General features: G+C 65.3%; 14 protein-coding genes. 9 read left to right on the forward strand and 5 right to left on the reverse strand.

Features of this window, described 5'->3' with window-relative positions; genetic code table 11:
- Positions 1–91 precede the first annotated feature (91 nt).
- Complete coding sequence (locus WD006_RS11395; RefSeq protein ID WP_029307338.1) at positions 92–1699, forward strand: alkaline phosphatase D family protein; 1608 nt, start codon at positions 92–94, stop codon at positions 1697–1699.
- Positions 1700–1767: 68 nt separating this feature from the next.
- Here WD006_RS11395 and WD006_RS11400 read toward each other — a convergent pair whose 3' ends face one another.
- Together WD006_RS11400 and WD006_RS11405 are read right to left on the reverse strand one after the other, a co-directional pair.
- Positions 1768–2781: a Bug family tripartite tricarboxylate transporter substrate binding protein gene (locus WD006_RS11400; RefSeq protein ID WP_011517164.1), complete on the reverse strand. Its 1014-nt coding sequence runs from the start codon at positions 2779–2781 to the stop codon at positions 1768–1770.
- Positions 2782–2850: 69 nt separating this feature from the next.
- Positions 2851–4494, reverse strand: a complete 1644-nt coding sequence (locus tag WD006_RS11405; RefSeq protein ID WP_011517165.1) for an acyl CoA:acetate/3-ketoacid CoA transferase — start codon at positions 4492–4494, stop codon at positions 2851–2853.
- Between the two features lie 175 nt (positions 4495–4669).
- Here WD006_RS11405 and WD006_RS11410 point away from each other — a divergent pair, with 175 nt between their 5' ends.
- Positions 4670–5458 (forward strand): IclR family transcriptional regulator domain-containing protein, encoded by a 789-nt coding sequence (locus WD006_RS11410; protein ID WP_029307337.1) that lies wholly within the window; start codon positions 4670–4672, stop codon positions 5456–5458.
- Positions 5459–5647: 189 nt separating this feature from the next.
- On the opposite strand, the gene WD006_RS11415 is transcribed toward WD006_RS11410, so the two are convergent.
- On the reverse strand, positions 5648–6256 hold the full coding sequence (locus tag WD006_RS11415) for a glutathione S-transferase (protein WP_029307336.1): 609 nt from the start codon (positions 6254–6256) through the stop codon (positions 5648–5650).
- A gap of 270 nt (positions 6257–6526) precedes the next feature.
- Between WD006_RS11415 and WD006_RS11420 the strand changes: the two genes are divergently transcribed.
- The 4 genes from WD006_RS11420 (at position 6527) to WD006_RS11435 (ending at position 10648) form a co-directional block, all read left to right on the forward strand.
- The gene (locus WD006_RS11420) at positions 6527–7510 is read left to right on the forward strand and encodes a 2-keto-3-deoxygluconate permease (protein ID WP_008649893.1); all 984 of its coding nucleotides are present in this window, start codon (positions 6527–6529) and stop codon (positions 7508–7510) included.
- Positions 7507–8739, forward strand: a complete 1233-nt coding sequence (locus WD006_RS11425; RefSeq protein ID WP_029307335.1) for a four-carbon acid sugar kinase family protein — start codon at positions 7507–7509, stop codon at positions 8737–8739. The genes WD006_RS11420 and WD006_RS11425 overlap by 4 nt, the downstream gene beginning before the upstream one ends.
- A gap of 30 nt (positions 8740–8769) precedes the next feature.
- Positions 8770–9771 carry a 4-hydroxythreonine-4-phosphate dehydrogenase PdxA gene (gene pdxA, locus WD006_RS11430; protein WP_011517169.1) on the forward strand — a complete coding sequence of 334 codons (1002 nt, stop codon included), beginning with the start codon at positions 8770–8772 and terminating at the stop codon, positions 9769–9771.
- 100 nt (positions 9772–9871) lie between these two features.
- Positions 9872–10648: a DeoR/GlpR family DNA-binding transcription regulator gene (locus tag WD006_RS11435; protein ID WP_029307334.1), complete on the forward strand. Its 777-nt coding sequence runs from the start codon at positions 9872–9874 to the stop codon at positions 10646–10648.
- Positions 10649–10687: 39 nt separating this feature from the next.
- On the opposite strand, the gene WD006_RS11440 is transcribed toward WD006_RS11435, so the two are convergent.
- On the reverse strand, positions 10688–11284 hold the full coding sequence (locus WD006_RS11440; protein ID WP_035820460.1) for a hypothetical protein: 597 nt from the start codon (positions 11282–11284) through the stop codon (positions 10688–10690).
- Positions 11285–11524: 240 nt separating this feature from the next.
- Between WD006_RS11440 and WD006_RS11445 the strand changes: the two genes are divergently transcribed.
- A complete protein-coding gene (locus WD006_RS11445) occupies positions 11525–12763 on the forward strand; it encodes a glycosyltransferase (RefSeq protein WP_029307333.1) in 1239 nt (412 codons plus the stop codon).
- A gap of 117 nt (positions 12764–12880) precedes the next feature.
- Here the strand turns inward: WD006_RS11445 and WD006_RS11450 are convergent, their stop codons facing one another.
- Positions 12881–14194, reverse strand: coding sequence for a hypothetical protein (locus tag WD006_RS11450; protein ID WP_029307332.1), 1314 nt, complete (start codon positions 14192–14194; stop codon positions 12881–12883).
- Between the two features lie 209 nt (positions 14195–14403).
- On the opposite strand from WD006_RS11450, the gene WD006_RS11455 reads away from it, so the two are divergent.
- Together WD006_RS11455 and WD006_RS11460 are read left to right on the forward strand one after the other, a co-directional pair.
- Positions 14404–14661 carry a hypothetical protein gene (locus WD006_RS11455; RefSeq protein ID WP_011517175.1) on the forward strand — a complete coding sequence of 86 codons (258 nt, stop codon included), beginning with the start codon at positions 14404–14406 and terminating at the stop codon, positions 14659–14661.
- Positions 14662–14877: 216 nt separating this feature from the next.
- The gene (locus tag WD006_RS11460; protein WP_011517176.1) at positions 14878–15861 is read left to right on the forward strand and encodes a Bug family tripartite tricarboxylate transporter substrate binding protein; all 984 of its coding nucleotides are present in this window, start codon (positions 14878–14880) and stop codon (positions 15859–15861) included.
- The last annotated feature ends 40 nt before the right edge of the window (positions 15862–15901 follow it).

Consider the following 15901-nt stretch of genomic DNA (forward strand, 5'->3'; position numbering starts at 1 on the left):
AACAACATGTCACATCCACGCGCGACGATGTTGCCCCGGCTCAAGCGCCGACCATACAACCCAGACAAAGCGTTCCACCACGGACTCCACCATGACCACCACCCCGCTCGCCGAGCCCAGCGATCTGACCCGACGCAGGTTCCTGCGCACTTCCCGGCGCTTTCTGGGCCTGGGCGCCAGTCTGGCGCTGGTGGGACCGGCGGTGCTCGCGGCCCCGGCCGTAGTGTCGAGCGGACGCCCGAACACGCCCGACGGCATCCAGCTTGGCGATCCGTCGGATGACGGGCTGGTGGTCTGGGCACGCGCCGAGCGTCAGTCGCGCATGGTGGTCGAATACGCCGCCGAGCCGGGTTTCCGCAATCCGATGCGCATTTCGGGCCCGCTGGCGACCAGTGAAGCCGACTTCACCGCCCGCACCGTGCTGACCGGCCTGCTGCCGGGTCAGCAATACCACGTGCGCGTCGCATTCGAGAACCCCGAGCAACGCCGTGGCATGGGCGCCTGGACGGAGGGTTCGTTCCGCACCCCGTCCCAGCAGGCCGATCGCCCGATCCGCTTCGTCTGGTCGGGCGATACGGTCGGCCAGGGCTGGGGCATCAACCCCGACCTCGGCGGGATGCGCATCTATGAAGCGATGCGTCAGCGCAACCCGGACTTCTTCATCCACAGCGGCGACACGATCTACGCGGACAGCCCGATCACGGCCGAGCAGAAAGCCGAGGATGGCCGCATCTGGCGCAACCTGGTGACGGAGGAAGTCAGCAAGGTCGCCGAGACGCTGAAGGAGTTCCGCGGCCGTCATCGCTACAACATGATGGACACCAACGTGCGCCGCTTTGCGAGCCAGGTCCCGCAAATCTGGCAGTGGGACGACCACGAGATCACCAACAACTGGTCAGACTCGAAGGATCTCTCCGGCGACGCGCGCTACACGGAAAAAGACGTGCGCGTGCTGGTGGCGCGCGGCAGCCGCGCCTTCCTGGAAAACGCGCCGATGCGCTGGCACCGCCAGGGGCTGGCCGAGCGCGTGCATCGCAAGATCGGCTACGGACCACTGCTCGACGTGTTCGTGCTCGACATGCGCAGTTTCCGCGGTCCAAATGGATATAACCGCGAGACGACCGAAAGCGCGGCCACGGCATTCCTCGGCAATGCGCAACTCGAATGGCTGGTGGCGGAACTGATGGCATCGCAGGCCACCTGGAAGGTCATCGCCGCTGATATGCCGATCGGCCTTGGCGTGCCCGATGGCAAGGACGCACAGGGGCGTCCGCGCTGGGAAGCCATCGCCAACGGCGACGGTCCGGCGCTGGGACGCGAACTGGAAACCGCCCGACTGCTCACGCGCATCCGACAGGCTGGCATCAAGAACGTGGTGTGGGTGACGGCGGACGTGCACTACTGCGCCGCCCACCACTACTCGCCGGAACGCGCGGTGTACAAGGATTTCGACCCGTTCTGGGAATTCGTGGCTGGCCCGCTCAATGCAGGCAGCTTCGGCCCGAATCCGCTCGACAACACGTTCGGTCCGCACGTCGCATTCCAGAAGGCACCCACCGCGCAGAACATGTCGCCGTTTGCCGGCTATCAGTTCTTCGGCGAGGTCAACATCGACCCCGCCTCGCGCGCGCTGACCGTCGATCTGCGTGACCTGAATGGCGTGTCGCAGTATTCGCAGACGCTGCAGGCGCAAGCCTGAGCGTCCTCGCGAGGCCGCCGATCGAAACGCCGGACGGCGGTGTCAATCACCGGTATCAATCGCCGCTATCAATCGCTCTTGATACCGTTGTCCTGAATGACCTTGCCCCACTTCGCGTAGTCATTGCGCATACGCGTGGCGAACTGGTCGGAAGGCAGGTACGAGGCCACGGTGCCGGCGCCCAGCATCTTCTGCTCGACGGTCGGATCGGCCAGCGCCCCCTTGAGCGCGGCCGACAGCTTCGCCACGATCTCCTTGGACGTGCCGGCCGGCGCCAGCAAGCCACCCCACGACGCGGCGTCGAATCCCGGGAAGCCCTGCTCCGCCACGGTTTTCACCTCGGGCGCGAAGCTCACGCGCTTGCTTGACCCCACCGCGATCGCACGCAGCTTGCCTGCCTTGATGTGCGGCAGCGCGGCAATCATGTCCGAGAACATCATCGGCACCTGTCCCGCCAGCACATCGGACATGGCCGGCGCGCTGCCCTTGTACGGCACGTGCTGCACGTCGAAGTGACCGAGGTTCTTCAGAAGCTCCGTCGACAGATGGCCGAAGCTGCCATTGCCCGCGCTGGTGTAGTTCATCTGGCCGGGGTTGGCCTTGGCCTTTGCGATGTACTGCTGCAGGTTGGTCACATCGGGCAGCGCGTGCGGATTGACCACCATCACGATCGGCAGCTCATATGCGTTACCGATAGGCGCGAAGTCCTTGAAGATGTCGTAGCCCTTGCGCGGCAGCAGATACGGCGCCAGCAGCGTCGGCGTGGCCAGCATCACGATCGTGTAGCCATCAGGCGTGGCCTTGGCCACGGTCTCGGTGCCGATGGTGCCTGATGCGCCCGGACGATTGTCGATGACGATCGGCTGCTTGAGCGTCTCGCTCATCTTCTGGCCGATGATGCGCGCAGCGGTATCGGTGGGACCACCGGCCGGGAACGGCACAACCAGCCGGATCGGCTTGTCCGGGTAGTTTGCCTGGGCCTGCGCCGTGGCAGGAACGAACGGCAGCAGTGCCGCCACGGCGAGCGTGGACAGCGCCAGGCGGCGATGGGTACGTTGATGACGGTGACTACGGTATTGCACGTTGCTTCCTCCAATTGCTGCCGGCGAACAGGACACGCCGGCCTGCTTTTTCGTTTTTGAGAATCCGTTTCAGAGCTTCATGACGCCGGGCCGGAACAACCGCGCGTCCATCAGGCGCAGGTCATCGGCCACGGCGACCGGCGTGGCGCATTGATCGAGCACGTCGCGTTGCAGGTCCACGCCGGGGGCGATCTCGACCAGCGTCAGGCGAGCATCGCCCTGCGCGTCAGCGCGCATTTCGAACACGGCACGTTCGGTGATGTAGAGCACAGGCACACCGAGCGACGCCACATACGGGCCGTTGAAGCTCAGGTGCGATACCTCGGGCACGATCTTCTTCACACGACCCTCGCGCGCGATCCGCAACTGGTCCTGCTCGACCCGTACCTCGAGGCCGCCGGCTGTCAGCGTGCCCATGAACACCACGGCGCGTGCGCTCTGGGTGATGTTGATAAAGCCGCCAACGCCAGCGATCAACGCGCCCTCGCCTTCCCCGAACTTGCTCACGTTGACGTTGCCGTGCCCGTCGAGTTCGGCCAGACCGAGGATCGCAAGGTCGATGCCGCCGCCTTCGTAGAAGTCGAACTGCGCGGGCTGGTCGACCACCGCTTCGGGATAGGCCGACGCGCCGAAGCTCAGTCCATCCGCCGGCGTGCCGCCGATCGGACCGGCTTCCACGGTCAGCGTGAAACCGCCCAGGCCGGCCTGATGCGCCAGCGCGCCAACCGCGGCGGGCATCCCGACACCCAGGTTCACCACGCGCGGTTTGCGTGCCGCAAGCTCCATGACGGCGCGCCGCTGCACAATCGTGCGCGCATCGAGTTGCGCCGACGCATCTGGCAACACCTCGGCTTCCTTCGCCCGCTCCGCGGCCTCGGCGGCTTCACCGCGCCACGGCCTGACATAGGCTTCGTTGTAGGCCTCGGCAAACGTCATCAGGTGATGCCCTGGCTGTTCACTGACCACCACGTAGTCCACCAGAATGCCCGGCACGTGGATGGCCTGCAGGGTCTCGTGGTAGTCGACCACCGACTCCACCTGGGCGATCACGATGCCGCCCGAGTTGTGCGCGGCTTGCGCCATCGCCAGCAGTTCGTGGTGGAAGGCCTCGCGATGCGTGCTGAGATTGCCGCGCGTGTCGGACGCCGTGCAGCGGATCAGCGCGCAATCGATGCGGAAGCTCGGATAGAACAGATATTCGTCGCCACGGAAGTCGACCGCCTCTACCCAGTTCGCCGTACCGGCGGCAATGGCATCGCGGGCACGCTGGTTGACCGCGCCACCGTGGTAACGCGCGTCCTTCTCGACACGAGGATCGACGAACGTATGCAGACCGATCTTGGTCAGTACGCCGGGCTTGCCGCCTGCGATGGCCCGATAGAGGTGCGTGAGCACGCCCTGTGGCAGGTTGAAGCCTTCGCACTGCTCGGTCATCGCCAGCGTGGCCAGCCGCGTGGCGGAGCGCCAGTGACCGCCGACGACCGCGCGGGTCATGCCGACGTTACCGAAATGGTTCACACCACGGGCGCCCCGGTCGCCCTGCCCGGCCGAATACACCAGCGTCAGGTCTCGTGGCAGGGCCTCGCGCAAGAAGCGCTGCTCGAGCGCCTCGGTCACCCCTTCGGCGTGCCCCGCCCCGACAAACCCGGCGCTAGCCACGGTCCAGCCGCTCTGCACGAGCGCGGCCGCCTGCGCGGTGGTGATCACCTTCATCGCTGTCTCCTGGTTCTTCTGGTTTTTTCTGGCGTTTCCGGATTGTCCTGCCATCGTGGTTTTCGCCGAACCACGTTTTGCGAACATTTGTTCGGAAAACGCATATCATACGGATCGGCAGCCCGGACGCAAGCCCGGTTTGACCCTCGGATACCTTTCACTGACCTCCACGCCAATGCCTGACGACCACGCTCCGGAGATCCCGAAGAAGGAAGAACTGCTCGACTCGCTGACCAAGGGGCTTGCGCTGCTGCGGCTGTACGCCAGCGGCGTGGAGCGTCTGACGATGCAGGAGGTGGCGGACGAACTCGACGTCACCCGCGCGGCCGCGCGCCGGCTGCTGCTGACGCTGGCGCACAACGGCTACCTGGCCCAGGAAGGCCGGCAGTTCGCCCTGACACCAAAAGTGATGGATCTGGGCTACGCGTACTTTGCGTCGATGAACCTGCCGCAACTGGCCCGGCCCTACTTGCAGGCACTCTGCGCCGAAGTCGGCGAAAGCTGCTCGGTCGGGATGCTCGACCAGGAATCCGTGGTGCTGGTCGCGCGCGAGGAACCCAGCCAGCTACTGCGCGTGGACATGGCGATCGGGCGCCGGATGCCGGCATATGCACACTCGCTCGGCCGCGTGCTGCTGGCGGGGCTCGACGCCGAAGCGCTCGACGCCTATCTCGCGCAAGCTGAACTCAGGCAACTGACGCCATTCACGATCAGTTCGCGCCCCGCGCTGGCGCGCAAGCTCGAAGCGGTGCGCGCCGACGGCTTCTGCACGTTGATCAGTGAATTGGCGGATGGCTTCGCCGGCATCTCGGTGCCGCTGCATGACCAGACCGGCAAGACCGCGGCTGGCCTCGGCTTGAGCATGGTGCTGGGCAGCCGCGATCAGGCTTATCTCGAGAAACACTACCTGCCGCCTCTGCGACGCACGGCGGCGCAGATCGAGTCCATCCTGAAAGCACGCTGACGGCACACTGCCCACGCGCAAACGCCCCGAAAGGAAAAAGCCCCGCTGGCCGGGGAGGTCGCGGGGCTGAAGTGGTAGCGGGGCAAGGATCCAGTCGCCCCAAGGGCTATCTTGGTGGAAGACCTGCGGCTCGGCATCACCCGAATGTGGGGAAAAGCGTGGGGTAACGCACCTAACTTCCGCGAAAAGTCACGCGTGCGGCAGATCCTGGAACGGAGCGAACCGTTCGACCGCCGACGTGAACGCCGCCAGCACCGGATGCCGCGCTGGGTCGACCTTTCCCGGCAACATGGCCTGCGTGAACGTCCAGACCACGGCAGCAGTCAGCCCTGCCTGATCGAGCGCGCGGGCGTCGGCCGGCACCGGCATCTTGGCGATCTCCTGCTCCAGCAGTTCAAACGCGGCCGCGCGCTGGCCGTCGATCCGTTCCAGCCAGGGCTCATGCTGCTTGGCCTCGGGCCGAAGGTTGTGCTCGTAGACGTTCTGCACAACCTTTTCGCAGGCCGCCAACGCCAGGCCAATCGTGCGCAGCGCGTGCTGGCGATCCGCCAGACCCGCGGGCATCAGGCTGCGGCCAGCCAGCGTTTCCGCGTAGTCGATGATCAGCGTCGAATCCATCAGCACAACACCGTTATCGCAAACCAGCGACGGCGCCTTGACCACCGGATTGATCGCGCGGAACTGGTCGAAGGTACGGAATACCGAAACCGATTCATGCGTGAACGGCAGGTCGAGCAGGCGCAGCGCGATGGCGACGCGGCGTACGTAGGGGGAATCGAGCATCCCGATCAGTCTCATTTCCTTGGCTCCGGTGGCTGGGTGACGCGGCGATTTCCGCGCCGGGACGCATACGATAGCGCAGCCCGGACGCACATGCAGCGTGCCGCACGTGACAGCCCATGACCGCGTCGCTCAAGTAACCTAATGATCATTTCGATCACTTCAATGATTGAACTAGTCAAAAAATCGCATTTCGCCTACACTCCGCACCAGAATTGATCGATTCAATCAATTCATTGATCAAAACACACAGGCTGCCGCGCACCCCAGGCGCGGCTGGAGACGAACATGCAGATTCATATCAAGCGCGCCATCGAGCGCGTGCCGGGCGGCATGATGATCGTGCCGTTGCTGATCGGTTCACTGGTTGCCACCTTCGCGCCCGACGGCCCGAAGTTCTTCGGGTCATTCACTAACGCGCTGTTCACCGGCGCCCTGCCGATCCTGGCGGTGTTCTATGTCTGCATGGGCGCCAGCATCAACATCAAGGCCACCCCATACATCGTCAAGAAAGGCGGCGTGCTATTCGCCACCAAGGTAGGCACGGCGATGCTGCTGGGCGTGATCCTCGGCCACTTCCTCGGCGAGTCGCCGATCAGCGCGGGCATGTTCGCCGGCCTCTCCACGCTGGCCGTCGTGGCCGCGATGAACGACACCAACGGCGGCCTGTACATGGCGCTGATGGGTCAGTACGGCCGGCCCGAGGACGTCGGCGCCTACTCGATCATGTCGCTGGAATCGGGGCCGTTCCTGACCATGGTGACGCTGGGCGTGGCTGGTCTTTCGGCATTCCCCTGGCCGACACTGGTTGGCAGTATCCTGCCGCTGATGCTGGGCATGCTGCTCGGTAACCTCGATCGCGAGATGCGCGACTTCCTCAGCAAGGCCGTTCCCGTGATGATTCCGTTCTTCGCGCTGGCGCTGGGCGCGGGCCTCGATCTGCACAAAGTCTGGCAGGCCGGCATGCTCGGCCTCGGCCTGGGTGTGGCAGTGGTGGTGGTCACCGGCTTCGCGCTGTATATCGCGGACCGCCTGAGCGGCGGCACGGGTGTGGCGGGTGTTGCGGCGGCAAGCACCGCGGGCAATGCCGCGGCGGTACCCACGCTGGTGGCGGCAGCCAACCCCGCCTATACCGAAGCAGCCAAGAGCGCCACGATCCTGGTGGCCGCATGTGTGGTCGTGACCGCCGTGCTGACGCCGCTGGTCACCGCATTCGTGGCACGCCGGGTAGCCAATCGCACCAGCGCGGCCGTGGCCAGGACCACCGCATGACCTGGCTGATCATCGCCGACGACCTGTCCGGCGCCGCTGACTGCGCAATCGGCTTTGCCGCACACGGCGCGCGCGCGGTGGTCACACTCGACGTGGCTAGTTCCGTCGGCATCGCCGATGCCGAGATCGTGGCGGCTGATGTCGATAGCCGCCGCATGACGCCCGAAGATGCCACCACGAGCAACATCGACGCTTGGCATCGCGGCGACGGCCGGCACCGGCGGCTGTACAAGAAAATCGACTCGACCCTGCGCGGTAACTGGGCCACCGAAACGGTGGCATTGCAACCGCTGGCGGGGCTGGCGATCATCGCACCAGCGTTCCCCGCGACAGGGCGCACCACACGCGGCGGCCGTATGTTCGTCAACGGCCAGCCATTGGAAGACACCGACATCTGGCGCCTGGAAGGCCTGAACGGTCACGCTGACATGGTGGCGCTGCTCGCCGCGCGCGGACTGGCCACGGCGCTACTGCCGCTCGACGTCGTTCGGGCAGGCGCACCGGCCGTGCTCGCCGAGTTGCGTGCGCGACAGGCGGACGGCATCGCGGCCGTTGTCTGCGACGCCGAAACCGAACAGGATCTCGTGACCCTGGCCGACGCCTCGAATCAGCTCGACACGCCGGCGTACTGGGTCGGCTCCGGCGGACTGGCGCGCGCGCTGTCCACCGTGGCGCAGGTCACGCGCGCGGAGACGACATCTCCGGTCACGTATCACCAGGGACCGGTGCTGACGATGGTCGGCAGCATGTCGGGCATTTCCGGCAAGCAAGCCGCCTACCTGTGCGAGCGGGCGCGAATGGAAGCCCTGGTCGTGGCGCCGCAGACGCTACGCGATGGCGCGGGCCATCCTGCATGGACCACCACACGGCAATCGATCACGAACTGCCTGAGCGCCGGCCGCGACCTGCTGCTCAGTATCGGCCGCGACGATGCATTCGACCCGGCCGAAGGGCCGCGGCTGTCGACCGCGCTCGCGCAACTGGTTTTGCCCTCCTTCGAACATGTTGGCGGATTGATCGCCACCGGCGGCGAAACCGCGCGCGCCATGCTCGGCGCGGCCGGTATTGCCGCGCTGGCATTGCGGCACGAGGTCGAACCCGGCGTGCCGCTGTCCGACACCATTGAATCCCTCCCTGGCGCGCCGGCGCGCCGCGTGGCCACCAAGGCCGGTGCATTCGGCACCGAAGCTGCGTTGTGGCTGGCGTGGCAAGCCATGCGCCAGAACTGAACCGCCCCACGAAACGGGATAAAGACAAACATGAGCGACTACATTCCTGTCATCGGCATCACGATGGGTGATGCCACGGGCATCGGGCCCGAAGTCATCGTCAAGAGCCTGGCCCACGAAACCGTCTACGCCCAATGCCGCCCGCTGGTTATCGGCGATGCGCGCCGTCTCGAGCAGGCAGGCAGGCTCGTCAACTCGGCACTCAAGATCCGTGCGATCCAGTCGCCCGAGGAAGCACGCTTCGAGCCGGGCACGATCGATTGCATCGACCTGGGCCTGATCCCCGAAGACCTGCCGTTCGGCAAACTGTCTGCCGTGGCGGGCGACGCGGCGTTCCGCTACATCGAGCGCGCGGTCAGACTGGCGCAGGAAGAAAAGATCGATGCGATCTGCACCGCGCCGCTGAACAAGGAAGCCCTGCACGCGGGCGGCCACAAGTTTCCGGGCCACACCGAGATGCTGGCGCACCTGACCGGCACGCCCGAAGTCTCGATGATGCTCGTCGCGCCGAAGCTGCGCGTGATTCACGTCACCACGCACATCGGCCTGCTGGATGCCATCCGCAAGATCGAACCCGGTCTGGTACAGCGCACGATCGAGCGCGGCCAGGTGACGCTGCAGCGCGCGGGCATCGCTGCCCCGCGCATCGGCGTCTGCGGCATCAACCCGCACGCTGGCGAGAACGGCCTGTTCGGTCACGGCGAGGAAGAGCAGAAGATCATTCCGGCCGTGGAAGCGCTGCGCGCGCGCGGCTGGGACGTGGAAGGCCCGCTGCCGGCCGATACACTGTTCTACCGCGCCGGCCGTGGCGATTTCGACCTCGTGGTGGCCATGTATCACGATCAGGGCCATGGCCCGGTCAAGGTGCTTGGCCTGGAAGCCGGCGTGAACATCACCGTGGGCCTGCCAGTCATCCGCACGTCGGTGGACCACGGCACCGCGTTCGACATCGCCGGCAAGGGCATCGCCGACGAACGCAGCCTGCTGGAAGCATTGCGCCAGGGCGCGGAACTGGCTACCCGCCGCGCGTGAGCAGGACGGCGGCCCTGCCGCCCTGCCACACAGCTTGAGCCAGCCACCGCTGCGGTAAGATCGGGGATCGTTTTCGATCCCCTTTTCTCTTTTCCCATCCATGAAAGCCGCCGACCGCCGCCGCGCCATCCTCGAACTCGTACTGTCCGGCGAGGATGCCAACGTTGAACGGTTGACCAGCAACCTCGGCGTATCCGAAGCAACGGTGCGCCGCGACCTCACCGCGCTGGCACGCGAAGGGCGCATCGTACGCACCTACGGCGGTGCCGCACCGCTGATGCAGATCGGCGGACACGAACCCGAGGCTTCGCTCGAGGAACGCAAGGCACTGCAACGCGACCAGAAAGAGTCGATCGCGCGCATGGCGGCGACCTTTGTCGACGACGGTGATGCCGTGCTGCTCGATAGCGGCACCACGGCGGCCGCGCTGGCCTGGATGCTCGCCGCGCGTTCAGACCTGCATGTCTACACGACGAACCTGCTCGTGGTCACCGCCCTGGTCGGCCTGCCCGAAGTCCGCGTCACGCTGATCGGCGGCGATGTGCGGCCGTCGAGCATGGGCACGTTCGGCCCGCTGGCACAGTTGGCGCTGTCGCGCATCAGCGTCGACAAGGCATTCCTGGGCGCCGACGGTGTCGTGGCTGGCGTGGGCCTGTGCGAGGCCAGCGCCGAACAGGCTTATCTGAAGGAATGCATCATCCGGCAGGCCGCCGAGATCTTCGTGCTGGCCGACTCGACCAAGCTGGGCCGCGCCCGCCAGCAGCACTGGACCCCACTGGAACGCGGATGGACGCTGGTGACGGATGGCGACGCCACCGCCGACCAGCTCGAACCGTTCCGCGCACTGAAGCAGGTGCGCGTGGCGGTCGCGAATTAGCATCGCGCCACCCGCGCTTACGCATCCGCCCTACGGCGCTCAGCCACGACGATGCCCGTTGTGCTTGTCGTGGTAGATCTGGCCGCTGGCATGGTTCTCGGCACGATTGATCGAGCGTTGTTCCCCTGCCCCGACATGGCCGTTACGCCCTGCGCGCGCTTCCGCGTGATCGACATGCGCCTGGCCACGCTCGAGTTGCGCCGTCTCCCGGTTGGTCAGCGAGCCATTCTCCACACCATTGCGGACACGCGTCTCCTGGTTGATATTGCGCTGGACGTCGGCCTGCATCCGCTGTGACGACACGCTGTCGGGGTTGCCGACCTTGCCGTTGTGCGTGTCACGCGAAATATCCTGGCTCACGCGGTTCTGCGCGTTCTGGATGCGTGCCTGCTCCTGCGGCGAAAGCCTGCCGTTCTGCAGCGAATTGGCTTCCATGCGATCGACCTTCGACTCCTGCTTCTCCAGGCTCGACGCCTCTCGCGTGGTCAGCGTGCCCGACTTCAGGCCATTCTCGATGCGCTGCTGCTGGTTGACGTCACGCTGGGTGTCGTAGGTCACCGCGCCGGTTTGCGCGCTGGCGATACCCGAGAGGGTGGCTGCGATCAGGCCAGCAAGAAGAACGGAATTGCGCTTCATGATTGATTCCTCCACATACGTTGTCAGGGTGTTCGGGCCGTCGTTTCTGATGGGGACGTCGCCCTTGCCTGCATTAATGCGGCAACTCCGCAGGCAGACGACGCCCGGTCTGTAAGCTGTGTTACGGCGCATTTCGCGCAGCGTGACGAACGACTGCATGTCCGTTCGTGCAGACAAGGTCCTCGCAACCATGAATGCCATAATCACCTCTCACAGGGCCGTACGACGCAAAGGTGAACGATGAAGCTGGCTGTGGTGACCTATGGAACCGAAGGCGACACGCGCCCGCTCGCGGCGCTTGCCCGGGCGTTGATCGACGCGGGTCATGAGGTGCATCTGCTGGCTGATGCCTCGACGCTGCATTCGGCCGACGCACTCGACGTCCCGGCCTCCGCACTCTCGGGCGATATCCGCAAGGCGCTGGCGCCGGGGCAGGCACTGTCAAACGCGGTCTATCGCAAGGGCGGATTCCAGGACACGAGTCGTGCGCTGGCGGCCATCGCCAATGCCAGCACGCCGGCCTGGATGCGCGAGGTCGCCGAGGCATCGGAGGGTTGCGATGCGTTGATCATCTCCGGGCTGACCGCCTTTGTCGGCCTTTCCGTGGCCGAGTATCGCGGCATCCCAGCCATCGGTACCGGACTGATCCCCATCACGCCGACCGCGGACTTCGCTTCGCCCTTCCTGCCACCGGGCAAGGTGCCGCGATGGCTCAATTGCGCCAGCCACCGCCTGGTGAACGAACTGCTCTGGCAGGCATTCAAGAAATCCACCAACGCCGCGCGGGCCGATGTCTGCGGCCTGCCCGCACGCAAGCATGTCTGGAGCGATCATCCAATGCTCTACGGCGTGTCGCCAAGCCTGCTGCCACGCCCACGGGACTGGGCTGCGAACGCATCCGTCTGCGGGCAATGGAGCGCCGCAGCGACCCACTGGATGCCACCTCCAGCACTCGAGGCATTCCTCGCGGCGGGCGAAGCGCCCATCTACATCGGCTTCGGCAGCATGGCCGGGTTCGATCATGCGGCAACGACCGATGCGCTGATCACTGCCATCGCTGGCCGGCGCGCGCTGTTCTATCCGGGCTGGAGCGGCATTGATGGGGCGTCATTGCCAAAGAACTTCTTCGTCGTGGGCGAGACCCCGCATCATTGGCTCTTCCCCCGGACGTCGATGGCGATTCATCACGCCGGATCGGGTACCTCGCATTCGGCGGCGCGGGCCGGCATACCGTCGGTGGCGGTGCCGTTCGCGGGCGATCAGTTCTTCTGGGCACAGCGGCTACGGGACGCCGGCGTGGCCGGCGATCCGGTTCCAGGCAAACGGCTGCGGGCTTCCATGCTGGCGCAGGCGATTGCATTCGCACAACGGCCAGAGGTGCGTGATCGCGCCCGGGCACTTGGCAAACGCATGGCGCAGGAGGATGGATTGGCTGCGGCTGTTGGCATGATCGAACGTCTGGTAGCGGCCAGTCTGTGATCCGGCCCCGCGCGCTACGTCCAGCCCGATGCCGGCGATTGCCAATAGCGTGCAGCGGGACACGACGTCCCGCTGCACGCATGATGACCGCGGTATCCAGCAGCGGTCATCATCAGGCTATAGCGAACACGCGAGGTTGACCGAGAGACCGCCCCAGCCCGTTGCCTGGTTGTTGTCGAGCTGTACCTGCAGCTTGTCGCCATGTGCTATCGCACCTGCCGGAGCCTGCACGCTGCAGTTCTGCTGACCATTGCTGATCTTGCAATTCAACCCGCTGACCGGTGCGTACGTCGCGGAAGCGCCAGAGCCCGTGACCTTGAACACAGCCAGGTTCAACACGCCCGTAGGTTTGCCAAGCGTCGTGGCCGTCAGGCTAACGCTTTTACAGTCGTACGGGATCGTGACACCAAAATCGCTCGGCAAGGCCACCGCGCCGCCGTCGCCAGTCATGACATACGCGCCACGGCTCAAGGTGTCGGGCACGTTGAAGTTGCCGCTGTAGACGGTGCCGGTGGTCATGGTGATACCGGTGCCAGGCCACTTGCCCCCCGTCTTGGGACCGTAGAGGGTGGACGTTGTGGTATCGAGATAGAAGTCGCCGTCGACCCCGATGCTGTCGGACGGAGCGCCGCTCCCGGACAGGATGTGGCCGCCGGTGTCGGAACCGCTGCCCGCACCAGTGCCAGTACCGCTGCCGCTGCCGCTGCCGCTGGAACCCTGGTTGATCAGCGATACGCCCGCCGGCCAGACGCCATTGGCCTTCGGCCCGTAGATCGTCCAGGTACTGGTGTCGAGATAGAAGTCGCCATTGTTGCCAATGGTGTTGCCGGGAGCGCCGCTGCCAGACAGCACGGCGCTGCCGTTGGTGCCAGGCGCGCCGGGGTTTCCGCTCGGGCCAGCCGGCCCCACCAGCGAAGTACCCGGTGGCCACGTGCCATTGGCCTTGGGCCCGAACGACGTGGACGTTGCGGTGTTGATGTAAAAGTCCCCGTTATTGCCAACGCTGTCGGTCGGGTCGACCGAGCCAGAAAGAATGGTGTTGCCGGCTGCGCCGGTATTTCCGGTGGCGCCAGTCGCGCCCTTGGTGCCATTCGCACCTGCGGGCCCCGCCAGAGACACGCCCGTCGGCCACACGCCGTTGGCCTTGGGCCCAAAGATCATCCAGGTGGCGGTATTGATATAGAAGTCCCCATCGTTGCCGACATTCGGACCAGGATCCGTGATGCCTGACAGAAGCGTATTGCGCTGGACGGTCGGAGACTGCGTTGTCGGCGTGGTCGGCGTGGTCGGCGTGGTCGGCGTGGTCGCCTGCGTTCCCGTGCTCGAGGTGGTGGCACTCGTTGGCGTGGAATCGCCCCCTCCTCCACAACCCGCCAACGCGATGGTCAGGCAAGCAAAGGACACTGCAGTCAGCTTCGCAGGATATGTCATACGGCTCCCCCTTGTTCTGATTTCCCTGTACGCGTTGTTCGATGGCTCGCCATGAGCGCGACAACCGTATGGCTACCGTATCCCCTGGCGTTACGTTGGAAAATCAACTGATCGTATGAGGCGCGGAGGGGTAGACTGACGTCCAGGTGGGTTGGCTACCGGACGTCTTGGTGGGCGACTTCGTCGCTTGATTTTGGGGAGGCAGGCAAATGACGAACATCTGTAGAAAGCTCGGCGCGCTGGTCATCGCGATGGTTGTCATCCCGGCGCCGGGATTGGCTGGCGCCACGGAGCAGGCGCAACAACGCCGCGCTGGTCGCGACGTCCGCCAGGACACCCGCCAGGGCTCGCGCGACACCAAACAGGATTGCCGCGCAGCGAATCAGAAGAGCAACTCGCAATGCCGGCAGGACAAGCGGGACACCAAGCAGCAAGGGCGACAGACCGCCCGCGACATCAAGTACTGAAAGACTGAACACACCCGTTTCTGACCAGTCAGGGGCTCCGGCACGACCGCAGCCCCCGGCCCTCCTTTTGCCGGCGTGACCTGAAGCCGGAAGATCCCCCGCGACGCCCAACCACACGGTCTCTTGCCCGGATCGGGGGATTTCTCGTTTGTCTTTTCTGCGATTGGCTGTATAGTTCTTCGACATATCGTAATACATAACCAGAAGGAGACAATCATGAACAGGAGTTTCCGAGTCCGGCTGCGACCGCTGCTGGCAACGCTGGCACTAGCGCCGGCGCTTTCATTCGCGCAAGACAAGTTCCCGAGCAGGCCTATCACCTGGATCGTGCCGTTCACCCCGGGAGGCATCACCGATACGGCATCGCGCACCATCGCCAAGAAGATGTCGGAAACGTTGAAGCAGTCGGTGGTGGTGGAAAACCGCCCCGGTGCGGGCGGCATGGTCGGCACGGAAGTGGCGGCCCGCGCGCCGGCCGACGGCTACACGTGGATATACGGTACGCAGGGCACGATGGCGGCCAACCTGGCGCTGTACAGCAAGGTGCGCTACGACCCGTTGAAGGATTTCGCCCCGGTCCACGCGCTCTCCGAAACTTCCACGATCATGGTCGTGAACGCCTCGCGCCCGTACAAGACGGTCAAGGAGCTGGTGGAGTACGCGAAGCAGCATCCGGGCAAGGTCAACTTCGGTTCGGCGGGCGCCGGCACCGGCACGCATCTGAGCGCAGAGTTGTTCCAGGCCAGCGCCGGCATAAAGCTGACCCACATTCCTTACAAGGGCAGCTCGCCGGCCATCAACGACCTGCTGGGCGGCACGGTGGACGTGATGTTCGACTATCCCAGCATCGTGCTGCCGTTTATCCAGAGCGGCAAGCTGCGCGCGCTCGCCACGACCGGCAAGGATCGCCTGGAGCTGCTGCCGAACGTGCCCACCATTGCCGAATCGGGATTCGCCATGGCGCAGGCCAGCAGCTGGTCCGGCATCCTGGTGCCAGCCGGCACACCGCCTCAGACCGTGGCGCTGATTTCGAAGGCAACGGAGGAAGCGCTGCGCGACCCCGAGGTACGCAAGTCGATCGAGCCTTACGGCAGCATGCCGATGTACGGTCTCTCCGAAGCCAAGTTCGGCAGCTTCATCCAGGCCGAAATCGTGAAGTGGGGGGATGTGGTCAAGAAGTCCGGCGCCAAGCTGGACTGACCATCGGGGCATCAGCAAGGACATCATCGTGGGGCGCGGG

Origin of the sequence: Cupriavidus sp. Met-2 (genome assembly GCF_049843575.1) — a bacterium.
Lineage (GTDB): Bacteria > Pseudomonadota > Gammaproteobacteria > Burkholderiales > Burkholderiaceae > Cupriavidus > Cupriavidus metallidurans.